25 protein-coding genes are annotated in these 24,014 nt (G+C 44.3%); 7 read left to right on the top strand and 18 right to left on the bottom strand.

Going from position 1 to position 24,014, the window contains the following annotated elements; translation table 11 throughout:
- Positions 1–394: 394 nt before the first annotated feature.
- The 6 genes from mtaA to RSJ42_RS11625 all read right to left on the bottom strand — a co-directional run bounded on the left by mtaA (position 395) and on the right by RSJ42_RS11625 (position 8,235).
- Entirely contained in the window at positions 395–1,432 is a 1,038-nt protein-coding gene (gene mtaA, locus RSJ42_RS11650; protein WP_410507453.1) for a methylcobamide:CoM methyltransferase MtaA, read from the bottom strand.
- A gap of 124 nt (positions 1,433–1,556) precedes the next feature.
- Positions 1,557–4,937, bottom strand: a complete 3,381-nt coding sequence (locus RSJ42_RS11645) for a HEAT repeat domain-containing protein (protein ID WP_410507452.1) — start codon at positions 4,935–4,937, stop codon at positions 1,557–1,559.
- A 111-nt stretch (positions 4,938–5,048) separates the two neighbouring features.
- Positions 5,049–5,876 (bottom strand): alpha/beta fold hydrolase, encoded by an 828-nt coding sequence (locus RSJ42_RS11640; protein WP_410507451.1) that lies wholly within the window; start codon positions 5,874–5,876, stop codon positions 5,049–5,051.
- A 133-nt stretch (positions 5,877–6,009) separates the two neighbouring features.
- The gene (locus RSJ42_RS11635; RefSeq protein ID WP_410507450.1) at positions 6,010–6,810 is read right to left on the bottom strand and encodes a type II CAAX prenyl endopeptidase Rce1 family protein; all 801 of its coding nucleotides are present in this window, start codon (positions 6,808–6,810) and stop codon (positions 6,010–6,012) included.
- Between the two features lie 39 nt (positions 6,811–6,849).
- Complete coding sequence (locus tag RSJ42_RS11630) at positions 6,850–7,407, bottom strand: putative glycolipid-binding domain-containing protein (protein ID WP_410507449.1); 558 nt, start codon at positions 7,405–7,407, stop codon at positions 6,850–6,852.
- Positions 7,408–7,677: 270 nt separating this feature from the next.
- Positions 7,678–8,235: a class I SAM-dependent methyltransferase gene (locus RSJ42_RS11625; protein WP_410507448.1), complete on the bottom strand. Its 558-nt coding sequence runs from the start codon at positions 8,233–8,235 to the stop codon at positions 7,678–7,680.
- Between the two features lie 371 nt (positions 8,236–8,606).
- On the opposite strand from RSJ42_RS11625, the gene RSJ42_RS11620 reads away from it, so the two are divergent.
- The gene (locus tag RSJ42_RS11620; protein WP_410507447.1) at positions 8,607–8,798 is read left to right on the top strand and encodes a hypothetical protein; all 192 of its coding nucleotides are present in this window, start codon (positions 8,607–8,609) and stop codon (positions 8,796–8,798) included.
- Positions 8,799–8,829: 31 nt separating this feature from the next.
- Here RSJ42_RS11620 and RSJ42_RS11615 read toward each other — a convergent pair whose 3' ends face one another.
- The 9 genes from RSJ42_RS11615 to RSJ42_RS11575 all read right to left on the bottom strand — a co-directional run bounded on the left by RSJ42_RS11615 (position 8,830) and on the right by RSJ42_RS11575 (position 15,869).
- Positions 8,830–9,906, bottom strand: coding sequence for a winged helix DNA-binding domain-containing protein (locus RSJ42_RS11615; protein WP_410507446.1), 1,077 nt, complete (start codon positions 9,904–9,906; stop codon positions 8,830–8,832).
- A gap of 73 nt (positions 9,907–9,979) precedes the next feature.
- Positions 9,980–10,405 carry a RidA family protein gene (locus RSJ42_RS11610; RefSeq protein ID WP_410507445.1) on the bottom strand — a complete coding sequence of 142 codons (426 nt, stop codon included), beginning with the start codon at positions 10,403–10,405 and terminating at the stop codon, positions 9,980–9,982.
- Positions 10,406–10,490: 85 nt separating this feature from the next.
- The gene (locus RSJ42_RS11605) at positions 10,491–10,880 is read right to left on the bottom strand and encodes a VOC family protein (protein ID WP_410507444.1); all 390 of its coding nucleotides are present in this window, start codon (positions 10,878–10,880) and stop codon (positions 10,491–10,493) included.
- 31 nt (positions 10,881–10,911) lie between these two features.
- Positions 10,912–11,445, bottom strand: a complete 534-nt coding sequence (locus RSJ42_RS11600) for a VOC family protein (protein ID WP_410507443.1) — start codon at positions 11,443–11,445, stop codon at positions 10,912–10,914.
- A 101-nt stretch (positions 11,446–11,546) separates the two neighbouring features.
- Entirely contained in the window at positions 11,547–12,017 is a 471-nt protein-coding gene (locus tag RSJ42_RS11595; RefSeq protein WP_410507442.1) for a DUF1579 family protein, read from the bottom strand.
- A 19-nt stretch (positions 12,018–12,036) separates the two neighbouring features.
- Complete coding sequence (locus RSJ42_RS11590) at positions 12,037–12,510, bottom strand: VOC family protein (protein ID WP_410507441.1); 474 nt, start codon at positions 12,508–12,510, stop codon at positions 12,037–12,039.
- Positions 12,511–12,575: 65 nt separating this feature from the next.
- A complete protein-coding gene (locus tag RSJ42_RS11585) occupies positions 12,576–13,070 on the bottom strand; it encodes an SRPBCC family protein (protein WP_410507440.1) in 495 nt (164 codons plus the stop codon).
- Between the two features lie 200 nt (positions 13,071–13,270).
- On the bottom strand, positions 13,271–15,040 hold the full coding sequence (locus tag RSJ42_RS11580) for a chloride channel protein (RefSeq protein ID WP_410507439.1): 1,770 nt from the start codon (positions 15,038–15,040) through the stop codon (positions 13,271–13,273).
- A gap of 259 nt (positions 15,041–15,299) precedes the next feature.
- Positions 15,300–15,869 (bottom strand): flavodoxin family protein, encoded by a 570-nt coding sequence (locus RSJ42_RS11575; RefSeq protein WP_410507438.1) that lies wholly within the window; start codon positions 15,867–15,869, stop codon positions 15,300–15,302.
- 276 nt (positions 15,870–16,145) lie between these two features.
- On the opposite strand from RSJ42_RS11575, the gene pta reads away from it, so the two are divergent.
- From pta to RSJ42_RS11545, 6 genes are all read left to right on the top strand, one after another.
- Entirely contained in the window at positions 16,146–17,147 is a 1,002-nt protein-coding gene (pta, locus tag RSJ42_RS11570; RefSeq protein WP_410507437.1) for a phosphate acetyltransferase, read from the top strand.
- Positions 17,148–17,250: 103 nt separating this feature from the next.
- Entirely contained in the window at positions 17,251–18,480 is a 1,230-nt protein-coding gene (locus RSJ42_RS11565) for an acetate kinase (RefSeq protein ID WP_410507436.1), read from the top strand.
- 385 nt (positions 18,481–18,865) lie between these two features.
- Positions 18,866–19,621 (top strand): acetate--CoA ligase family protein, encoded by a 756-nt coding sequence (locus RSJ42_RS11560; protein WP_410507435.1) that lies wholly within the window; start codon positions 18,866–18,868, stop codon positions 19,619–19,621.
- A 375-nt stretch (positions 19,622–19,996) separates the two neighbouring features.
- A complete protein-coding gene (locus RSJ42_RS11555; protein WP_410507434.1) occupies positions 19,997–20,650 on the top strand; it encodes a helix-turn-helix transcriptional regulator in 654 nt (217 codons plus the stop codon).
- On the top strand, positions 20,650–21,510 hold the full coding sequence (locus RSJ42_RS11550; protein ID WP_410507433.1) for a hypothetical protein: 861 nt from the start codon (positions 20,650–20,652) through the stop codon (positions 21,508–21,510). The genes RSJ42_RS11555 and RSJ42_RS11550 overlap by 1 nt, the downstream gene beginning before the upstream one ends.
- Positions 21,511–21,515: 5 nt before the next feature.
- Positions 21,516–22,883: a HEAT repeat domain-containing protein gene (locus RSJ42_RS11545; protein ID WP_410510364.1), complete on the top strand. Its 1,368-nt coding sequence runs from the start codon at positions 21,516–21,518 to the stop codon at positions 22,881–22,883.
- Positions 22,884–23,004: 121 nt separating this feature from the next.
- Here RSJ42_RS11545 and RSJ42_RS11540 read toward each other — a convergent pair whose 3' ends face one another.
- The 3 genes from RSJ42_RS11540 to RSJ42_RS11530 form a co-directional block, all read right to left on the bottom strand.
- The gene (locus RSJ42_RS11540) at positions 23,005–23,199 is read right to left on the bottom strand and encodes a ferredoxin family protein (RefSeq protein WP_410507432.1); all 195 of its coding nucleotides are present in this window, start codon (positions 23,197–23,199) and stop codon (positions 23,005–23,007) included.
- Positions 23,200–23,361: 162 nt separating this feature from the next.
- Entirely contained in the window at positions 23,362–23,556 is a 195-nt protein-coding gene (locus RSJ42_RS11535; RefSeq protein WP_410507431.1) for a ferredoxin family protein, read from the bottom strand.
- A gap of 13 nt (positions 23,557–23,569) precedes the next feature.
- Positions 23,570–23,866 carry an Hsp20/alpha crystallin family protein gene (locus RSJ42_RS11530; protein WP_410507430.1) on the bottom strand — a complete coding sequence of 99 codons (297 nt, stop codon included), beginning with the start codon at positions 23,864–23,866 and terminating at the stop codon, positions 23,570–23,572.
- Positions 23,867–24,014 lie beyond the last annotated feature (148 nt).

The raw sequence follows: 24,014 nt of genomic DNA, 5'->3' as shown, positions 1-24,014 counted from the left end.
ACTGCTGAAATAGCTTTTTTGGTTTATTAAACCGTAAAACAGATAAACACTGAAACAGATTCGGGGAAAAGAGCTCTTCTACCAGCAGGATCAACCGGTCAAAAAGAGGAATAAGAGTTAACCGGCCTGAAAAGAGAAATAAGAGTTACTTTGTTATTGAATAATATTTACCATTATTATTCAATAATCTATTTGAACAGGATCTTTAAGCCTTACAGAACCTTTTACGCCAGGTTTATGGAAAAATTATTTATGGAATCATAAATTCTCTTTACATTTTTCTTTACATTTCTTTATATCTTTTCTTATATCTTTTCTTTTTATCTTTTCTTTTTATCTTTTCTTTTTATCTTTATATGTATAAAGGAAACGCATAATTTTTGTTTTGTGTTATTCAAACCTTCTCCTGATACCATTCGTCTCTTGCCTCCACAAGCGCCCTTATATTTGCAAGCGGAGTCCCGGGGGCGATCCCGCATCCCGGGGCAAGAATATCCACTCCTGCGGATAGGCACTCTTTTGCTTCTGCTTTCACGGCCTCCGGGGTTCCGAATAGCAGGGTCCTTGAGGGGGAGACGTTTCCTATTAACCTTGCCCTATTACCAATAGCTTCTTTTGCAGCTTTTAGGTTGACCTTTTCTTCGATGCTGATAGCTTCGAAACCGCATTCTGAAAGAGTTTTTAAGGAATCTCCAACATCGCCGCAGATGTGCAGTATCACGGGACCATTTACTTTTCCGCAAAAGCGTTTGTAGAAAGGTTTGACCGAATCTTCAAGAACAGAAGGGGGCATCATTCTTGAGCCCATTATCCCTCCGTCAGGCATACAGAGGGCATCTGCACCGTGGTCGAAAAGAGAGTTTGTGTACTCTATACAGAGATCAGTGCAGGTTTCCGTAAACGCATCAAAATAGCCAGGTTTTTTCAGTGCCCATATCAGGCAGTTTCTAATTCCGGCCAGGTGGGTAAAAACTGTAAGAGGGCCTTCCATGCCTGCAATAAGAGGAATTTCCCTTCCTATTTCATTCTCAGTCATATCTGCCAGAATTTCAGTTGCTTTAAGGACCGTGGGTATTCTTCCTTTTTCTAGCAGGCTCACGGGTATTCTGAGGTTTTCGGGTCCTTTTGAGAAAGGGTGAGACAGGACCGAGGGCTGGATATCTTTTGTTCCCATTTTCACATTGCAGCCCATAGTTTCAGCAAGCACTGTCAGGCAATAAGGATAACGTACAGCTTCGAGGCCTGCGATATTATGGCCTGCAAGAGCAAGTGCTGCCATTTTCTCAGGGCTGGAGTGAGCTTCCGGCCAGGCCGCTTCGGTTATGTCCATCAGTTCCACGGTTCCGGTCTGGGTAACAGAAAGGGCAGGGATTCTATTAACAGGATTTCCATGGAGGGCATCAAGAAAGTCTTTTTTGAGGCTTTTTTCCATTTTTCTGACTCCGGTATTCTCAAATGAACTTTTTTCAATCCAGTGTCTTTTTAAAGGAGTATCTTTTTTCAGACTTTTTTATATTATTCTGTTTGTTTCATTGAAATGTGTTCTCTTTTTGGAGCTACTGCGTCTCCGAAAATAGCCTGACTTTTGATAATTCCTCCATTACAATTTCTTCCAGTATTTCAAAAGCAAGGTTTGCTGCAAGTTCGTTTTCCGAATCAAGCAAAGCCTGCAGCCGCTCTTTATCTGCTTCTGTGCATATTTTCATCAGAGCTCCGGCAGCTTCTGCTTTTACAAAGCGGTTCCAGTCATAAAGTGCATTGATCAGAGGTTCGATAGCTTTTTTAGGTTTTATCCTGCCGAGAGCCTTTGCAGCAGCCAGACGTGTGAAATCATCCCTGTCGCCAAGGGCAAGAATAAGAGGATCGACTGCACTCTCAGCTTTAATTCTGCCCAGGGATTCTGCGGCTCCCCACTTTCCTTCGTTATTTTCATCCAGAAGCGCGTCAATGAGGGGCTCTATGGCTTTTCTGGAGCCTATTTTTCCAAGAGATCTGGCAGCTTCTCCTTTGACAAATCCTATCGGATCAATAAGCATTGTATTTATCAGGGGCTCAATGGCTTTTTCAGACCCTGTCTTTCCAAGGGCTTCAGCCGCAAACCGCCTGACTATCGGGTCCTGGGACCTAAGAGCGCTGACAAGATGAGGAACCGCTTTTTCGGAATCCAGATATTTCAGCACTCCTGCAAGAAGCCTCCTTACTTCATCATCTTCGTCGGCAAGTGCATTAATAAGAGACTGAAACGCTCTTTCAGGCATATTTCTGGATATATTTTCCAGGGACCTGGCTGCTTCCCTCCTTACAAGCTTATCCTCATCCTCCAGGGCACTATCAAGAGAGTCAAAAACCTTATCCGATATCCTGTCCGTACTTACATCAGGATTTATCTGCCCAAGGGCCCTTACTGCTCCCTGCCTAACAAACTGGTTTTCTGACTCCAGAGCCTGGATAAGTAGCCCAAGGACTCTTTCGGGTTCCAGCTGTCCCAGTGCTTTTGCAGCCTCTTTTCGGACAAAACGGTTTTCATCGCCCAGGACAAAAAGAAGCGGGTATACAGCTTCCCTGAACCTTGCCATTCCAAGTGCTTTTGCTGCTTCCAGACGGACGAAATGGCTTTCGTCGCGGAGCATATTTACAAGCGCATCAGCCGCTGCTTCTGAGTTTGCTATTTGTGGCCCTCTCTCCCCAAGAGCTTCAGCCGCTGCTTTTCTTACAAATTCGTCTTCGTCCGAAAGTGCGGAAACAAGATAATCAAGTGTTTTCTCAGAACCTGCTGTCCCGAGAGCCTTTGCTGCTTCCCTTCGGACGTAATGGCTTTTATCCCCAAGTACATTTGTGAATTTCTCAGAAACTTCATCTGATCTTATTTTACCAAGTGCTTTTGTAGCCATCCACCGTACAAATTCGTCTTCATCCTGCAGGGCAGCCAGGAATGGTTCAACAGCTCTTTCCGAACCCATTTGCCCCAGAGCCTCGGCCGCTCCCAGCCGAACGAGTTTATTTTCTTCCTGAAACGCTTTTATAAGAGCATCTGTCACTTCACGCGGATTTGCTCTGCCAAGGGCCCCTATAGCTCCAAAGCGGACAAAATCGTCTTTCGCACCAAGTGCCAGAACAAGAATATCGAGCGCCTTTTTTGACCCTATTTTCACCAGTGCGTCCGTAGCTTCCAGGCGGACAGCCCTGTTTCTGTCCTGGAGTGCATATGTAAGTATTTCAATCGCTTTTTCAGACCCTATTACACTGAGAGCTTTTACAGCTTCTATCCTCACGGAGTAGTCCTCATCTCCAAGTGCAGCCATAAGGTGAGTGAGTGCCGTCTCTGATTTCGTTTTACCAAGAGTTCTTACCGCTTCTCTTTTTACCCCTATGTCCTTGTTTTCAAGTACTTTTGAACTGGCTCTAATCCCGCAGGCACCCAGACTTCCAAGACTCTGGATTGCCCTTATTTTCTCCACTGTATATTCACTGTCGAGCCTGGCAGCGAGCTCTGAGCATAATTTTTCTTTTATTTCAGGGCTGGCTCTTCCTATACATTTCGAGGCAAGATCTAAATTTCCGCCTGAAATCATGGCGTTTACCAGTTTGTCTCCTGATTCTACCATCTCTGAAGTAAAAATTACTACATTTTCCCATTCCGGATGCCTGCATGCTTCCAGGATGTCCTTTCCGTTTTCAAGATCTGTTTTTAGCTTTAAAGCCGCGAAATATTCCTGAAAAGACCTGTTTATTCCGAACCTTATTTCAGAGCGGGTTCTGGTAAGAAGCCCTAGTTTGAGACAGGCCTTGATAATCTTTTTAGCCTCTATTTTTCCGGAATCCATTCTTTTAGTCCCTGTCCTGCCGGACATATTGTTTCTTACATTGTTTTCCGCCAGCTCAAAGGCACAGCTGTATTTACACGAAATCTTTTTTTCGCGCTGGAGTTTAAATGCAAGTTCCGATAGAAAACTTTCAATTTCTTCCTTTTCGAGGCTTACTTCTTCCTTATTTGTTATTTTATCAGGGCAGGAGATTTCGGTACTGAAAGCCTCTTCTTTTACCCTGTAGTTTCTGACAAGCTCTGAAATGAAATCCTGATAAAGTTTTGCATGATCGAAGGGAATTGAATCTGGATCAGAAAAAATAAGCTCTTTGCCGGATCTTTTCTCTTCTTCACTATCCACTTGAGCGATTGAAATACTGGTCAACAATTGAAGCAAAGAAGGGTTTCGGAGAAAAGGGTATGAATCGATTTTTTTCAGGATTCTGCTTTTCAAAAGCTTTGCCTGTCTTTTATTAGGGACGTAATTCTCTATAAACAGCCCTATTTTTTCATCCGATAACTTCTCAAGCTCACAAACTGCAAATGTACTTTTTATGCTCCCGGATGGCCCATGTCTTGATGCAATAACATACCGGCAATCTTCATAATCGGAAATGAAACTGGAAATCTCTTCAAGTGGGGAAAAATTCTCGGAAGGTACAGGCAAGTCCAGGCCGTCCAGAAGCAGTAATGCTTTGCCTTGAAGTAATTTCCTGAATTCAGGTCCGGAAATGCCTTTTTGCTTTGCTTTCGTTTTCAAAAAATCATAGAATGAACCCTTAACATAAGAGTCAAGAGCCACATACAATGGGACGTTCTCTTTTTTTCCCTCAAGGCAACCTCTTGCAAAAGTGGAATTCAGCCACTTAAGAGAGCTTGTTTTTCCCGAGCCTGCTTCTCCGTAAATTATAAGATGTTTTTCCTTTTCTATAAGCTGTGAGATTTTGAATTCATGGACCAGAGAAAGGTTTTCTTCAAAAAGCCTTCGTGTGATTGGTAATGTTTCTCTTGCGGAGAGTTCGACATAAAAATTGTGTATTTGCTTCCCGTCTTCATCTGTTCTATCTTCAAGTATTATATTTTTCAGGTAGTTTTCCAGTCCTTCGTATGCGTTTATCCCAATCTCCTGCATGAGATCCCCCACATTATTCTAAAATAGCTTCTTTTCCTGATTTCTTTTTTATCAGGGGGCTGTTCCTGGTTTCTGAACTGTGAGCTGCATTTATCCATCCAGAATACTCAGTCACTTTATCTCCGGTACTGGCGAATCAAGAAATTCTTCTGCCATCGAGAGCAGCCAATCTGAGCGTTCAACCATTGTAACGTGAGTCGTGCCCGGGAGTACGGCAAGCCGTGAACGTGGAAGGCCGGTGAGGTCGCCTGCTACTCCTCCTCCGAGCAGCCGGAATATTTCAACTGCGTGTTCAGGGCGGATGATATCGGAATCACCTATCATGATCAGTGCGGGAGCTCTGATTGCCTGAACCTCATCAGGCGTCCAGCCCTTAAATTCCCGTGTAAGTTGCTTTTCTTTCTCAATCAATGTGTGCCAGTTCTCCGGATTCGGTGCAATTCTCTCGTAAGCTTTTTGTAATTCCGTTCCGTCGAGATCCTCAGGCTTCATTTTCTCTTCTCCTTCGAGTATTTCGGGGTAAAGCCCATCATTACTGTATGAAACAGAAACAGCCACGAGTTTGCGTACCAGGTCCGGATGCTTGATAGCAATTTGCAGGGCGATAGCACCTCCCATACTGTATCCAAGGAAGTCGGCTTTTTCTATCCCGAGCTGCTTGAGAAGCCCGGTTGTGTCCTCAGCCATCTGCTCATACGTCAACGGGCGGTCAATGTCTGCAGTATGCCCGTGTCCCTGCTGCTCTACTGCGATTACCTGCTTTGTCTTTGCGAGGGATGGGAGAATCCTCCCGAAAGAGGTGTCAATTGTTGTCAGGGAGCCGTGAAGCAGGACAAGTGGACTGCCAGTGCCGTGAATTTCATAATACATCCTGAGCCCGTTAACGGAAGCATAGCCACTCCTGTAGCTGTCATTTCTTTCACCAGGTATGCTTGTCATCCTGATACGCCCCCCTTTTGCTTTTAAAGTCCTGTAGAAGTATTCTGCTTTTGATTTTTACTCTATATTTTTTATACTCATCCTGTTATAAAATAGCTTCTTATTCTTCCCAGCAGATGTTTGTATAATGATCTCAGGCCGATGGTCGGGCATATCTGAATCGGGCTAATGTTTCTGGTCCCCATAGCAAGGTCACGATCCCTGCAACAATTGCTGTAATCGTTCCGGTAACAACCGGGTCGTAATGTGAGCCATAATTTGGGAATAGAAACTCGCTGACATTCATCATGTCGTGAAATAGAACTGCTGCAAACACGCTTCTTCCTGTATTGTTGTAGATCCAGAAGATAATAATTCGAAGTGCTACCGTAGATAGAAATTGTCCTGCAGTCCATGTTAGAGTATGATGGGTTTGAAAGTACCACCCAATGAAATGCCATGCCCCCCATACAGATCCCATAATAATTCCAGCTTTTAATGCGCTCCTGCGATACATCATGGGACCAGAAGCATATCCCATCCAGCCAGCCTCTTCGCATACAGCGGGGATAAAGAACATGATAAAAAACAGAGGGATTGCCAGAAACGGAATATGCAGTTCGGAGAGTGGGCGTCCCGTAAAACGCATTACCCAGTAAGAGAGCAGCATAATCATCGGCATTAAAAAAAAGATAGGCAGATACCAGACCTTTCTTTTTATTTTTCTATAATCGAGTGTTTTCTTTAATAACTTCTTTATTCCGCCAGGTTTCCGTTCTTTATATAGAGGGATCGAGGCCGCAATTAGCGGGCAAACAAACATAAACGCACTCACAGGAAGATTTATCGGAAGAGGCAGTGGTCTCCCTCCGATCAGCCAGAACGGGATAGAAAGAGCGAAAATCAATAAAAAAAATTTTAAAGGCGACCCTTTTGGTAGTTCATTTGTGTTCATGGTTCTGGTCTCCTGGACAGCCTATCTTATTTGCCATTATCAGACGCGTTTGAACATTTTAGGGAAATCCATCACCAGCCCTTCACTGTCCACCGTAATATCGGACACAAAATCGGGCAGTAAAATATCCTGGTATCGATAGATCCGCTCATTCACCCTGCTGTAAATTTGCTGCAGCCGAGATATCGAAAATTTGTTTTCGTCAAAGTAAATTACGTCTACTTTTTGCGTTCTCTCTCCCTCAAACTGCAGCCTCCTGATTGGCAACGTGTTCGTAAACGGAGAAATCGAAATATCTACCAGTCCCACACCATCAAACCCGGCCAGGTGCTTACCTTCGCCATCGTACCACCTGTCCCCCCTGCGCACGAGCTTAATAACGCGCTCATCCAGTAATGATTTAATCGACACCTCTTTAATATCCCAGTCCTCGGTCAGTGCAACTTCATACTCCATAGCAAACGGAATACCTTCATCGGTTTTGCCTACCGCCAATCCATAGTCATGAATGTCCCCGTTGATTGTGTGAGTATGAATTATCGTACTTGGCCAGGACAATGCCTGCCAGACTATTATTTCGGTTTTATCTATTTCCATTACTCTATATTTCAGGGAATAGGTAATGGGTTTTTTCTGCTATATTTTTTCTTTTTAGTCAGTAATTCGTTCACTATAACCTGCACAGGCGGTAAACCGATTGAATATTCTCCGGTAGTAGCCATCAAACTCTACCATTGCTTGAATTCATGCAAAGGTATTTCAATGTAGGGAATAGCTGGATGTGCAGCGACTATTCTCCAGGGGCGGTAATACATGTGACAAAGTGAGGTCTATAATCGGTTACGTGGGTTGCCTTGACGCCGTTCCTTACAGCCTGGCAATGATTATGTAATGATACGGTCCAGCCTCATTTACAGAAGTTGTATGGAACCCGGCAGACTCGATCAGTTGCTGGGCTTTACCGATGGAGAATCTCTTTTCCAGTGGCGGGCCGAATGACATGGGCTCGGGTTTCCAATCAAGGTCGACTAGCAGTCCTGATGGTCGGAGCATCTGCCCGGCATTCCTTATGACCTGTGCCGGGTCAGCAAAATCATGGAGATCTATCCCAAAGAAAACAAAATCGGCACATCCCTTACAGGCGATAGTTTCCTCCGCAGCATGCGCTTCGGCTGATAGATTTTCGAATCCTTCTTCCGCTGCCTTCTGCTGGAGCCGCATTACGGAACCTTTGTCGATATCTATTGCGATCACTTTTCCTTCCTGCCCTACCATCCTGGCTGCAGGTATGGAAAAGTATCCATCGCCGCATCCTACGTCCACAAATGTCATACCCCGCTTCAGGCCAATATCAGTCAAGATCTTTTCCGGGTCCTGCCATTTCCGGCGCTCCGGGTCATTTATCGGGAATTGCCTGTGTACCATATAATAAACCTCATGCAATTAATTGTCAGGTAAAATTTTCATATAAATCATTTTTCTGCTTTTTTGTTGACTACTGCTAGCTATTGTTCAATCAAAACCGGCATTGAGCTAAAATTTGATATTCATTACCTTGATGACCGCAGTGGGTTTTGCCACTGCCATATATCCAACTTAAAGATACCGCAGGATAAGCTAACCTGATACAAATGAATAAACCCCACAACGATAAAGGAAATACATACACAATCACATATAACTCATCATGGTGAGTACGGCAAACAGGAAAAGGTTGTATAACTCGGGTGGTGGGAGATGACATTTACCCGGTAGTCCCCATGAGATCGTAATAAAAGAAGTTGCAGGGAATTGATGTGAAACTCACACTGACTGCCTTCTTGCTGTTGCTAACGACCAGTAATATATTTTTAGTCCTTGCTGAACACCTCAAAGGTTCAAAGATAGTTTCCGGCAGGCAGGATAATCTCAGAAATTTCTGGAAATTCTATCTTCCGATCTCCGCAGCGCTGCCACGTGTTGTAGATTACTTAAAGAAGATTATTTAACGATAACCTGGAAGTAGATTACTTAAGAACATTATTTAACGACAACTGCAGGGAGTCCGACAAACTTCCCATATCGGGCAACCTCTGATTCTAATGCCTCTTGCTCATCTTTACCCAGTTCTCGAAACGGATTTAGCCTGATTTCGACCCTGCTTTTTTTCAAAGCTTTATTCCAGGTGCCTGCTAATTTGCCATCCAAAATGATAACTGCAGTCAAAGCATTGCCCATTGAGATCATTTTTTCGATCTTGCGTGCCTCACTGATATCACTTCTGTCCTTGTAGGCAATAATATACTCATCGTAAATTGATAGTAAAAATGCGGATAACGATTCTTGTGCTGTTATTTCTGCGCGGGCAGAGAACCAGTACGTTTTACCGTCCAGTGTCACTTGCTCCAGTTTCGGTTTGATTAATTCAATGGCATTTTTCGCGTCTTTAACGGTAAGCCCAGACCACCATGAAAAGTCCTTTAACTGGGCTGGCCCATGACTCCTAAAATAGTTGAGTGCAAGTCTGGAAAGAGCCTGTTCTCGACTCAGTTTTTTTGCCTTTTCCACGCGCTCTTCCAGAAGTGCATAGGTAAATTGTTTTCCACGCTTTGGTCCGCTGCAAATTAACCCCTCCAGTTCCGCCCACATTATAATGTGAGCCAGGCGCTGGACATCGGTCTCGATACCTGTATTTGCCAGCACTGTTTTCAGCTCTTGCCGGGTAAGGTATGTATGATCCTGCAAGGCTCTGGTGATTGCAGCGTTGCTTCTGGCAAACAGCGCGTCATCGAGTTCGAGTTTCTTATTGTAATGCGCAAGTAATGTTTTCACTCGCGGTGCAGTTAATTCAAGCATCCAGCGGATATCTTCCGGCACGACAAAATGCCAGGTAGGACGCATTACATGTGTGCGCAATATCTTGCCTTCATTGAAGGCTTCTTCAATGTCTTTATCGGTTGAATCTTTAATACGGAGCCCGAGCGACCATTTAGCAGCAGCAAAGTCCTGTGCCTGAAGTACACCTGAATGCGAAACCGCATCTGCTGGGCTTTTAAATGGAGAATTATTTAAGCCAGTATTATGAAGACGCAGTTTGGGAATCTCTGAGGCGTTCATGAGAATCTATTAGTCTTTCCCGGACCATCGCTATCAAGTATTCGCGTACAGTATAATATTTCTATTTATAGGGTCACTTCTGAGGCACAACGGCAATGGCATCTATCTCTACCAGGAAATCCGGGTTTGCCAATTCCGATACAAAGGCCATGGTAATGGCTGGAGGATTGGATCTTTGACCCCAGAATTGCTGGAATGCTTCAAAGCCTGCCTGGAGAGGTTGCCCCTGGACTACGTATAAGTTCCATTTGACTACATGCTCCAGTTCAGCGCCTCCAGCTTTCAGCGCCGTTTGCAGGTTGGCCAGGACCTGCTCAGTTTGCTTTTTGATATCACCTTTTCCAACAATTGCTCCGGAAGCATCTACTGCGTCCTGCCCTCCAATGTAAATCGTTTTTACCTGGCCGGTTACGACAATTACGTTGGTAAACGCCGGGTTCTTGGGCAGTCCATCCGGATTTATATACGAAACCTGTCCTTTGGTTGAATCTGTCATCATTAAAAATCCCCAATTATGTACCAATTATATATTCTAACTTAAAGAAAAAATCACAAACTATTTTGCTCTTTTGCAGCAAAGTTTTTTAAGAAAGCTGCTGGACAATATCCACAAACGTGCCAGCAGGGTCTTCAAGCATAAAGTGTTTCTGTCCCCATTCTTCCTCTGTGTATGGGAATATAATTTTTAAGCCTTCTATCTTTCTGGCTTTCTCATACTCTTTTTTTGCATCTTTTACTTCGAAGGTAAAAATAATGCCTTTTCCGTTAAATCCAGCATGAAGAAACCCGGGCTGGTTAGAGAGATCAGGCTTCATAAATCCCAGTTCAGTACCGTTTTCTTGCTTCAGTTGCACATACCAGTCGGACTCAAAAACGATATCAAAACCGAAGTTCTGGATATAAAAATCCTTACACTCCTCAAGTTCTGGTGTGACTACAACAGTGTATTGAGTGATTATGCCTATTGTCTGCATAACAAATCTCCTCCTCCAAATCCTGTTCAGTTTATTGTCCTTCATATGCCCTCTTCAGGGCTTCGATATCGTATTTTTTCATCCCATAAATTGCAATAATTACCCTGTTTGATTTCTCAGGGTCAAGATCATTCAGCATCTCGTCTACAATGGCAGGTGCAATCTGCCACGACACTCCGTATTTATCTTTAAGCCAGCCGCATTGGCTTTTCTCCCCGCCTTCAGACAGCTTTTCCCAGAGCCAGTCTATCTCCTCCTGAGTCTTGCATCTGACATAAAGCGACATACCTTCACAGAAATTGAAAAATTTTCCCCCATTAACCGCTTCAATTTCCTGTCCATTGAGCAGGAATCTAACGGTCCTCACACTGCCTGCAGGTCCGGGTCGAATATCTTCGGGTAAGTACGAAAGAGCCTCAAGTTCTTCTTTGCTAAAGCGAGCAATATTCAAAACCTTCGAATTTTCAAATACGGCAGAGAAAATAGAAACGTAGAAATTTGCTGCCTCTTCGGCCTGGTGATTGAAGGTCAAGCACGGTGATATTCTCTGATCATTGGTTTTCATAACTTTTCCCCGAAGCTATATTAAATCTGTAGCCATTTATTCCAGGCATGCCTGGTTCGAGGCTTGCTTGCAAACCATGGACAAGTCTGCATGAAAAGGATCTATTGTACCCTGGTTCCGACAAAATCATAAGCTACATTCCCGAAATCTTCTTTGCCCGGGTTTGGCCTCCATCCTCCGGAGAATGTATTCCCATCCTCGCTTATTTTTCCTGTCATTTTCGCCCCTCCGGCAAGATCCGTCGTGATTATCACATCTTTGCCCCTGACGTCATATCTGTATGGAATCGGAATTCCTGCCAGATTGGAATAGACAAGTGAAGGATAAGTATCATTTTCCGGATTGTAGTAAATGAGTTCAAGGCTCTGAATCTTCATGCCCATAAAATCAGCCTCGAAATTCTGTTTTAAAAAGAATTCTCCCGGCAGCCATTTAAAAACAGTGAGTGCAGATACATTATCCGTTTTAGAATCAAGAGTACGACCACTTATACTCCACGTGCCGACAAGCCCTTCAAGGAGCCTGAGTGCAGGATGAGGTTCAGGCGGCTGCTGTGTATTGTTCTTACTCATCTTTTTAATTCCTTTTAGTTTATTGTCCCTTATGTGCCTGCTTCAGTTTTTCTATGTCAATTTTATCCATCTGGAGCATTGCGTCCATGACTCTTCTCGATTTCTCAGGATCAGGGTCGCTTAACAGTTCTCCGAGAATAGTGGGAACTATTTGCCATGAAACGCCGTATCTGTCTTTAACCCATGCAGGTCCCTGTTTTTCTCCGCCCTCGGAGAGCTTCTCCCACAACTCATCTACTTCTTCCTGCGTCTCGCAGTTAATGAAGAACGATATGGCTGGAGAGAAAGTAAACTCCGGACCGCCGTTCAACGCAATGAATTCCTGTCCTTCAAGCTGGAATGTCATGGACATCACAGCACCTTTCGGTCCGGGCTCTGCTTCTCCGTAGCGCACCGTGGTTAGTATTTTTGAATTCTTGAAAACGGAGATATAGAAGTTAACCGCCTCTTCAGCCTGGCTGTCGAACCATAAAAACGGGGTGATTTTTTGCATGTATTTTTCTCCGGATTTATTATTTTGAATAGTTTTTATTCCAGTGAAGTATTATTAACGGAAGTTTATTTTAGCATCCTTTCCAGCATCTCATCAAGGCGGTCATAAGAATCATTGATACCTTCTTCCATGCCTGACTGGAGCATACCATCGCGGTCTTCAACCGACTGCAGGACAGAGTGAGATGTTAGTTTTGTCCTGTTACCTGGCAACGATTCAAATCTTGTTGTGTCAAGGATGACATGCCCTTTTTCCGGAAGCCCTTCAAACTCAAAGGTACTGATTATTCTTTCAGGTTCTGCAACCTCGTGGTTTACCCCATGGAATGCATACTCATTGCCTTCCGGATCTTTCTGGATATACCGCCATGACCCGCCATTTCTCGATTCAAATGTTTCAAGAGATGTTGTGAGTTCCCTTGGTCCGATCCATTGTGTATAAAGATCCGGGTCTGTAAATGCTTTAAAAACCAGCTCTCGCGGAGCGTCAAATTCCCTCATGATAATGATCTCTTGCTTTCCCGGTTCTGCAGTAATCTTGGTAGGATTATGTTTTGTCATTTCCCCAATACCCCTTTATTTAGTTAATCCGTAGTTTGAAACAGAAGTATGAAGCCTTTTACCCCATCAGTGCTTCATTCATCTTCCCTATGTAACTATAAATCGCGTCCTACAAAAAAGCTACCATACTGAGGAAATATTTCCAGGAATTGATGACTTTGTTTACTTCTTTTAAATTCCTGTATTTCGACTGTTGGCGATTATTCAGTGTCCCGGACTTTCTCGATCACTTTCTTATTATATGAATTTACGACGTCGCTTCGGGTAATGAGACCGAGTAGCTTTGTATTGTCCTGGCGGTCCACGACAGGGATTCTGCCTATTTGCTTTGAGCCAAGGCGTTTGAGGACGGTTTCAAGAGTTTCGTCAGGATAGGCGACTTCTACATTGCGGGTAGAGATATCACCTATTTTTTTATCAACTTCTCCATACTTTACTTTGCTCCGGAGGTCCGAAAGCGTCACTATCCCCGAAAGTTTGCCTTTTGAATCAAGCACCGGAAAACCGGCATGGCGGCTTGCCTGCATGAGTGCGATAAGTGTTCCTACATTTTTCTCTTCCGAAACAGTCTGGACGTGTGTAACCATGGCGTCCTTTACAATCATGGACCCCATGATATCAACTTCCCTGCCTTTCCTGATTTTGAACCCTTTTCTTCTCAGCCCTTCCGTGAAAATAGATTCGGAATGCAGGGCATTGGACATTACATTGCTCAGGACGCAGGAAAACATGAGAGGAAGAATGAGGCTATAATCTCTGGTCATCTCAAACAGAATCAGAATAGCAGTAAGGGGAGCCCTTGCCGTTCCTGCAAAAACCGCTCCCATCCCTATCATAGCATAGGCTCCTGACTCTGCTATCGTTCCGGGGAAGATAATGTTTGCAGCTGTTCCGAAGGCTCCGCCTAACATTGCGCCTGTAAAAAGGGCGGGTGCAATCACCCCTCCCGAACCTCCCGAACCCAGAGTCAGGGAAAAGGCAAGGATCTTCAGGACAAGCAGGATCAGCAGAAGGCTAAAGGCAAGATTGCTATTCAGGGCATCCATAATAACGTTATACCCCATCCCTAGAACCCGGGGATAAAAGAGACCTATTGCACCCAGTGCAAGCCCTCCAAGCGCAGGCTTGAACACCGGATGAAGGGGAATTCCCGAAAAAATATCCTGTATGTAATAAAGTACCTTAATCAAGATTGTAGAGATAATCCCTGCAAGAAGCCCCAGAACAAGACATAGCCCCAGTTCTTTATAGGGGCTGACCAGCTGAAAGGAAGAGATCTGGATAGTCTCTACTCCGAAAAGCGTGTTTGAGACAAGGGTTGCAAAAACAGAGGAAATAACTATAGGGATGAATGTCTTTGTTTCGAGCTCCCCGTATATTACTTCTACTACAAAAACCACACCTGCAAGAGGGGCATTGAAAGCTGCTGCAATCCCACCTGCAGCCCCGCAGCCCAGAAGTGTTTGAAGCTGTCTTTCCGGGCTCTTCAGGATCTTCCCTACAAGAGCGCCTGTTCCTGCCCCTGCAACAACTCCCGGGGCTTCTTTCCCGAGGGCGCCTCCTGAACTGATGGTAATTATTGAAGTAAAGACATCCAGAAAAGCATCTTTAAGCTTAATCCTTGCACCCCGCAGGGTTACAGTTTCTATAAGCTCCCCTACACCGTATTTCTTTTTTATAAAGAAGTGAGAAATTGTTCCTACTACCAGTCCGCCGAGGGCAGGCATGAACATTACATAATAGTGCGGGAATTCATGCAAAGAGAATCCCTGCTGCATTCCAAAAAGAGTATTACTGTACTCGAGAGCACGGTCATAAACTCCTATAACGAGTCCTGTCAGGAGTCCTATTAAAATAGCAATTGAGTTAACTCTGGTGACTTCGGTATCAAACCGGGCGATATATTCGGTTAGCCTTGGGTATTCCTTTATGTTACGGAACCTGAATCTGGACTCTGGTTTAACTTCCAAACGTTTGCGCCTCTTGGAGACTTTTTTCAAGCTTCAAACATTTTTTAAAAAAATAAATCTTCAGGGCTTCGGATTTATTCTGCCTGAATTCCTTTTTTCTGCCCAGAAGATTTCCAGCACTTATTTAAATGTATCTTTCTAAACTAAATAACTGTGTTTTGACCGCCTTATAACTGTGTTTTTACCAGTTTATTTTCCAGAAGTCCATTTTTTTCTTTCATTTTTATTTTTGTCTTAATTTAGTTCTATCTTCCGTAATTCATCCATTTTTCTTAATAAGCTCCAGGACATCACAGAGTTTTTTTGCAGTCTCGGTAACCGTCTGCATCCCGACCGTATCTTCTTCTGCCGGGTTCCATGTTATTCCGCCGAAATGTGAATTGTCTCCAACCACGATCATTCCGTGAATATGCATCCAGTCATGTATGGCCTGAATGGTCTTTTCCTGTCCTCCGTTTCTTGAACCTCCAACCGAAAGAGCTGCTCCTACTTTATTTTTAAGTGCAAAATCTTTGCGGCGAAGCAGGACGCTCCTATCAAAAAGGGCTTTAAGCTGGGCAGGGTAATTCCCCATGTAAACGGGAGCTGCAACAATTATACCGTCTGCTACTCTCATTTTCTCATAAATTTCTTCCATACTGTCCTCAATCACACAGCAGTCTTTTTCTCTGCAGGCTCCGCAGGCTTTGCAGGGAGCTACCTCCGAAGTAGATATAAAGACCGTGTCCGTTTCAAATCCCTTCTCTTTTGCAACTTCAAGAGAGGCTGCAATCATTCTCTCACAATTCTGGCCCTTTCGCGGGCTGCCTGAAATTCCCAATATTTTCATTCGTTTCATTCCGGAATTCTTTTATATCAATTTATCATTTATATTCATAATAAATCTTCAGAATATTCTAAAAGATCTTTGAAGTAAAGCAAATTTCGACAGAAACTGTCTTCAATCTTCATATATTTTAGGATAAATAATTGAACATCAGTATATATGCTGGTTCGGGAAATATATATTTTTCATTTTTATATATCCTTCTATGCTTTTTACGTAAATTTATATATCAAAAGCCAGCTAAGTTAATTACTCTAATTATTATAGGAGGTTGGTTGATTGGTAACATTCTTAGATAAAATAAGTGAAAGAGCAAAAAAGCTCAATAAAACAATTGCTTTACCTGAAACTGACGATATAAGGATCATCCAGGCAACTGCAAAGATCCTCGAAAGAGGTATTGCAAATGTTGTCCTTATTGGTAAAGAGGCTGAGATCAAGGCACTTGCAGGAGATCTGGATATCTCTAAAGCAAGAATTGTAGATCCTGAAACTTATGAGAGAAAAGACGAATTCGTCAACACTTTCTACGAAATGAGAAAGCATAAGGGTGTCACACCAGAAAGTGCAGCTGAAATCATGAAGGACAACATGTATTTCGCTGTTATGATGACTAAAATGGGAGAAGTGGACGGAGTAGTATCAGGAGCTGCTCACTCTTCTTCGGATACCCTGAGGCCTGCTGTCCAGATAGTGAAGACCGCTCCTGGCGCAGCTCTTGCATCCGCTTTCTTTATCATTGCCGTACCTGACTGTGAATATGGGTCCAACGGGACTTTCCTCTTTGCTGACTCTGGTATGGTCGAAATGCCAAGTGTAGAAGATGTTGCAAATATTGCTGTAAGCTCTGCAAAGACCTTCGAGCTTCTGGTAGAGGACACACCATACGTTGCAATGCTTTCTTACTCCACCAAGGGAAGCGCTCGCAGTAAACTGACCGAGGCTACAATCGCTTCTACAAAGCTTGCACAGGAGCTTGCCCCTGATGTAGCAATCGATGGTGAACTTCAGGTAGACGCAGCAATCGTCCCCAAAGTTGCAGCTTCAAAGGCTCCCGGAAGCCCTGTTGCAGGCAAAGCCAATGTCTTTATCTTCCCTGACCTGAACGCTGGAAACATTGCATACAAGATTGCCCAGAGACTTGCCAAAGCCGAAGCTTATGGTCCTATCACTCAGGGACTGGCAAAACCAATTAATGACCTGTCCAGAGGCTGCAGTGACGAAGACGTTGTCGGTGCCGTTGCAATTACCTGTGTGCAGGCAGCAGCGCAGGACAAATAATCGAAAACGTTTCGGAAGCGTTATATTAACTTTCATAAATATTAATATTTTATCCGGAAACTCTAAATGTAACTAAAAAGTAAGATTTAAATGGGGTTTACAAATGAAAGTACTGGTTATAAATTGTGGAAGCTCGTCTCTCAAATATCAGTTAATTGATATGGCTACCGAATCGGTGCTCGCAACAGGTCTCGTTGAGAGAGTAACTTTTACAGATGGTATAATTACAATGAAGAGGTTCGACGGCAAGAAGTATACTGCAGAACACCAGGACTATCCGAACCACAAAATCGCTCTGCATGCAGCCATTGCTACCCTTCTCGACCCTGAATACGGTGTCATCAAAAGCGTGAGTGAAATCAACGCTGTAGGGCACAGGGTCGTGCATGGTGGTGAAAAATTCACCAGTTCGGTTTTAATCGACGAAGAAGTGGAAAAGGCTATCAGGGACACCTTTGAACTCGCTCCTCTGCACAACCCACCAAATATGATGGGGATAGAAGCAGCTATTGAGCTCATGCCTGGGGTCCCCAATGTTGCTGTTTTTGACACTACTTTCCACACAACGTTACCCAAGTATGCCTACATCTATGCTCTGCCATACGAGATGTATGAAAAATACGGGATCAGGAAATACGGTTTCCACGGTACCTCTCACTTATACGTTTCCAAAAGGGCAGCTGCTATGCTCGGAAAGCCCATAGAAGAGACCAAGATCATAACCTGCCACATGGGGAACGGTTCAAGCATTGCGGCTGTTAAAGGCGGAAAATCCATTGAGACTACCATGGGCTTTACCCCGCTTGAAGGTGTTGCGATGGGTACCAGGTGCGGTTCCATTGACCCCGCAGTCGTTCCTTTCATGATGGAAAAAGAAGGACTGTCAACCAGGGAAGTTGACACCCTTATGAACAAAAAATCCGGTGTACTTGGAGTCTCCGGAGTCAGCAACGACTTCAGAGTACTTGACGAAGCAGCTTCCAATGGCAATGAGAGAGCCGAACTTGCCCTCGAAGTCTTCTCATACAAGGTCAAGAAAGTCATAGGCGAATATTCAGCTGTTCTCGACTACCCGGATGCGATTGTCTTTACCGCAGGCATCGGAGAAAACAGCGCAACCATCAGGAATAGAATCCTTTCCGGCCTTGAAAACTTTGGCATAAAGATCGATCAGGAAAAGAACAAAATCAGGGGCCAGGAAATCGATATCGCCACCCCGGATTCGAAAATAAGGATACTTGTCATCCCGACCAATGAAGAACTTACAATTGCAAGGGACACAAAAGAAATCTGTGAGACCGAAGTCAAGTTACGGGCATCCATAAATGTCTGAGGGTAAAGGAATTTTCCTTTGCCTTTTATTCTCCTTTTTCGCCCGAGTCCCGTCTCGGGAGCCCGCTGTCCTACAAGAATTGCGTTTCTTGAGCCCGCTGTCCTACAAGAATTGCGTTTCTTGAGCCCGCTGTCCTTTTCGCTTCGCTCAAGAGGACTAATTCATGGCTATTGAAGTGAGCTTCACTCGAAAGGACTAATTTATAAGACTAATTTATCAGTTATAGCAGTAACTCTGCTCAAGAGGTTATACTCTGAATTTTTGAAGCAAAACTCACTCAGGAGAACTAAAGTAAACTTTTTTCGATCCGAGGTTAAGAACTCATAACTTTTAACTTATGAATGAAATTATTCATCTTAAAGAATAACTGTTCTGAGGATATCATATGAGTATGAAGCAGGTAGATATGGTCTTTCCGGAATCAGGTCCGGATAGAGCTTTAGCGGCTGAAATTTTTAAAATTGCACGGGATGATGGGCGGCGAGCACTGGGTCTGGAATCTATGGGCATTCTGACAGCATATGATATTCCTGTGGTAAAAACTGTGTTTGCCAGTACTGAGGAAGAAGCCGTAAAAGCCGCAGATGAGGTTGGTTATCCGCTTGTAATGAAGGTTATCTCCCCGCAAATTTCCCATAAATCAGATGTAGGCGGCATAAGGCTTTCTCTTCAAAACGAAGATGAAGTAAAAGCTGCTTATCGGGAAATGATGGAAAGTATTCCGGATAAGAGGCCGGATGCAGTCATTGAAGGTTTTCAGATGCAGCCTATGCTCTCAGGTGGAAGAGAAGTGATTATCGGGATGATCCGCGATCCGACTTTCGGGCCTATGCTGATGTTCGGGCTTGGCGGGGTTTATGTGGAAATACTTAAGGATGTGAGGTTTGCCATTGCCCCTGTGAATGAAAAGGAAGCCAGGGAGATGGTTACAGGGATTAAAGCTTATCCTCTTCTTGCCGGAGCGCGGGGCGCAAAGCCTTCGGATATTGACGCTCTGGTGGATGCCATTTTAAGAGTTTCAAGGCTTGTCTGTGATTTTCCGGGGATTGAGGAGTTTGAGATTAACCCCCTGATGGTTCTGGAAGAAGGGAAAGGAGCTTTTGCGGTGGATATGAGGCTTACTTTGAAGAAAAACTGGTAATTTAAATGAAGGATAATAGTCAGGAAACTAATTAATTACACTACACTGGCCACTTTTTTCATGACCCGATTTTTTCTGTCTATCTTATTCTCCTTCTTAACCTGCAAATATATGTCTGTTTACCTGCTCCGGTTATTTGATACCTTGCTTGTCTTTTATATCCATTAGCTGTTTCGGCCTATTTTTTGTCCAGTTCAGATCTAATTCCTGACTTTTTTGTATCCGTGCTCTAAAGGTTTTTCATTATCATTCGCCTGTGGTTTCAGAATTCTGAAACGTCTCGGATTCGGGTCAAACTAAAAATATAACATTTGTTTCGCACATACTGGAAGTAGCAAATGAGGTGGTAGTACGATCCAGGAACGAAAAAAATTCGTGCTGGCTGTTGGGATTCTGCTCCTGTCAAGCATTGTCGCCATTGATCTTCTTCTTGAAGACTCACCCGTGGTTATTCAGCTTGAAGGAGACACATTCAAGGTTATAGATATTCCGTATGTGTATACAGTAAAAGAAGCGTATATTCTTCTTTTTTCAGGATTTATGGGAGGTCTGGCTCTGGCTCAGTTATTGCGGTCTTCAGGGCTTCAGGGTCCGGTTTTCTCAGTGACGGGCTCTGCAGCTCAGGTAAAAGCTCTCAATTTTACGGCAGAAGAAGCTCCAGAAAAAGAATTTGAGGTTCTGGAGAAAAGAACTGAGTTATCTTCTGATAGTGCTCATATTGAGAAATCCCTGCACGATAAGCATAATATTGCTCCGACTGACGTTCTTTTGCGGGCTCTTGAAGGGGATGAAAGAAAAGCTGTTGAACTGATTGCAGCAAAAGGAGGAAGAATTCTCCAGAACGAACTCGTAAATTCCCTTGATTTTTCCAAGGCAAAGGTTTCCAGGGTCCTTATGAACCTGGAACGAAGGGGCATAATTACAAAGAAAAAGTACGGGCTTACCAACTGTATTTCGATAGCTGACGAGCTTCAGGATAGTTCAGGGACCAGGGCAGGAATGAAGGATAGAGGGGTGGAGGGGGAATAATGAGAAAAGATACCATTGTTTATGTTTCAATTGCCTTCTTTATGCTTTCATTCGGGATTGTCTGGTATTACGGAACAGGGCATGATGTGCATATCGCGGATATGAGTGCTTCTCCTATTGGGGTCCAGGAGTCAGGACAGCTGGACATAGTGCTTCAGAATAATGGTCCAAGACCTGTAGATGTATGGCTTGAAGTTGAAAATACCTATGTGGATAGTAACGGAGTGGCTTACTCCTCCTCACAATTGATTATTTCCAACAAATCCGATAAGATGCAGCATGTCGAATATCTTTCACTGGAGAAGCCGATTCGTCTTCTTCCCGGAAACAATTCGGTCAGTGTATGGATCGGGTATGTCCTTCCCGGAAAATATCCGGTAAAGGTGAAGGTTGTGGGGAATGGCAGGACTCTTGACGAAGGCACCTATCTGGTAGAGGTTTCTCCTCCTGAGACTCCTGAAAATCTCTCCCTGAAGCTGGAGTATGAAATGGAAAGCACAAACACTTCTGATATCTACAGGATCTATGGCTACCTTATCAATAGAGGGTCGGGCTCTGCAGATAACATCTCCACGAGCCTGACAGTCGTAAACGAGGAGACAGGAAAGCAGGTCTTTACATCTTCCCATATTTACGGCGTGGAGGAGTATGATAAGACTCCTCTCTGGACCTGGCCGGATTACCCCTATGCAGTCGTGGAGATCGCACATGGAGAGCCCTCCGGGGAATCCTATATGCCTGTTCAGAATGTGATAATTGGAGGGAAGGAGGATCGCTTCCGGGTTAACGTGACTTCAACGTGGCAAAATCGGTCGGTTTCTTCCGAGTTGCTGCTTCCCACGGGAGAGGAGGAAAGGTGATACGTATGGTAAAGCGATGCAAACTTTTCGGCTGCGGACATGCAAAACTTTTGCTTCTTTTGCTTCTTTTGCTTATGTTCTCCGGAATCTGTGCCGGCTGTCTTGGCCAGGACCCTCTCGATACCAGGGTGGATAAGCTTGTCCGGAGCCTCGGGAACGAAGACCAGAATGTAAGTTATGCTTCAGCTTATGCACTTATCGATATCGGAGAACCTTCGGTGGATTCTCTTATAAAAGCTTTAGAAGATGATGACCCGCAGGTGCGCAGCCTTGCTGCCTATTCCCTTGGAATAATAGGAGAGCCAGAAGCTTCAAAAGCTCTTATTGAGGTTCTTGAAGACCCTGAACCTGAAGTCCGTATGAATTCTGCTGAGGCTCTAGGTGAGCTGAAATCTCGGGAAGCCGTAGATCCGCTTATTAAGCTTCTTGATGATGGAAACGACGAAGTCCGCAGTAGAACCATATGGGCTCTGGGCGCTATAGGAGATCCAAAAGCTGCTTTTCCTCTAATCGAACTGTTCGGGGACAAAGAATTCGGCAGTTCCGCAGCGAGTGCTGTGGGGAACCTGGGAAATGAAGAGGCAGTTGAAAAACTTATCGGACTGCTGGACAGCAGAGACCCGGATGTCCGTATAAACAGCATCATTGCCCTTGGCCAGATCCAGAGCCCGAATGCTGTTCTCCACCTTATTGAAATGCTGGATGATAGGGTTCCGGAGGTTCGAAAGGAAGCTGCTAGTGCCCTGGGCTACTTTAAAGAACCTGAAGAAATTGCCCGGACAGAACAGCCTCTTATCAATGCCCTTGAAGATGATGAGTTTGAGGTGCGAAAAGCTGCTGCCTATTCGCTTGGTAACTCAGGAAGTAAAAAAGCCATACCCTTTATTGCAGCATTCCTTCAAGCTGAAGACCCGGCTCTTCACCGTGTTGCTATCCATGCCCTGGGAAGACACGGAGATCCTGATGCAGTAACCGTTCTTATTGGCGCCCTTGGTGATGAGGACTGGCACATGAGACTGGAAATTGTTAATTTACTTTCCGAAATTGGTGACCCTCAAGCAGTTGATCCCTTTATTTCTCTACTTGAAGATGAACGTCACGAAGTAAGGCAAAGTGCTGCATGGGGCCTTGGAAGGCTTGGGGATAAAAAGGCCGTTGAACCTCTCCTTAAAGCTCTGGAGACTGAAAGGGAAAGTGATGTCCGGAATGCGGAAGCCCGGGCTCTCGGGGAACTTGGGGGACCGGAAGCTGTCAAAGGTCTGCGCAGGATCAGCACGGATATGGAAGAGTACAGGTATGTCAGAACTGCTGCGGAGGAAGCACTCAAAAATATAGAGGGTGGCGGGGAAGGGAATTACTCTTCTCTTTCCTGATACGCTGGGGGTAACAATAGGCTTTACCAGCCTATCTCCCCGCTATACTGTGTCTTTTTCTCTGCCAGGGAGGTCGGTGACCATGATGTATTTTAAATCATGGTCGCTGCAATCGGGTCTGTTAATCCTTTACCAATTCTATCGCATCTGTGGGGCAGACCTCTACGCACTGTTCACATTCTATGCAGTTCTCGGGGCGTGCTACCACTGCTCTTTTTCCTTCTTCTGTTTCTTCCGCATCAAAAACGTCCACAGGGCAGGTATCGTAACATTCGAGTGAACCAACGCATTTGTTATAGTCAATTCTGGGATGCATTTTATCCCTCCGGGTTTTTCGGCTTATCCTGGAATCTCTATCTGTTTTTTCTGCTGAGCTCTGGCTGGGTAAGCTGTTTACTTTTCCTGGCAACCGCTGCAGGAGGCTCTGAACTAAGTCCTTGATAGACTCAGTTCTCGATAGACTCAGTTCTCGATAGACTCAGTCCTCAACAAGTTCAATTGCATCCTGTGGGCAGGCTTCCACGCATTGTTCGCACTCTATGCAGTTTTCCGGGCGTGCGACCACTGCCTTTTTTACATGGTCCATTTCTTCAATATCAAAGACTTCCGCAGGGCAGACCTCATAGCAGGCAAGAGCCCCGTTACATTTATGGTAATCGATTACGGGATGCATTTCTCTCCATCTCTCACTGTATTTTTACATCGATAGTCTCTGTGGACTCCCTGTACGGCACTCTAACATAGAGTTTTCCATCAGTATATTTCGCAACAGCTTTCTCAGGGACTACCCCGCAGCAGAACGCATAGGTTCCTGCGTATTCAACCCCGGTCTCTTCCCTTTTTGCTCTTACGAAAAAACCGTCTTCTACCATTTTCAATTCTATATTCTCTTTCTTCACTCCAACCATATCGACTTCGATATACAGATTCCCTTCATCATCAGAACATGAAAGTATATCAGGTGTCATTTTCACCATTGCCATACCTATCCCCCAAATTTTTAGTAAAATAATATCAAAGCGACAAAATTATAAAGCAAATTCAGATAATAATGTGGGATCGCTTTATTTATATTTTATGAGCAGGACTGCGGTTATTTTTTACTTTTTCTCTCCTCTTTGAATTCCCCTT

Source organism: Methanosarcina hadiensis (assembly GCF_046529725.1).
Lineage (GTDB): Archaea > Halobacteriota > Methanosarcinia > Methanosarcinales > Methanosarcinaceae > Methanosarcina > Methanosarcina hadiensis.
Note: the sequence above shows the minus strand (reverse complement) of the source record. Positions and strands in the feature narration are given on the sequence as shown.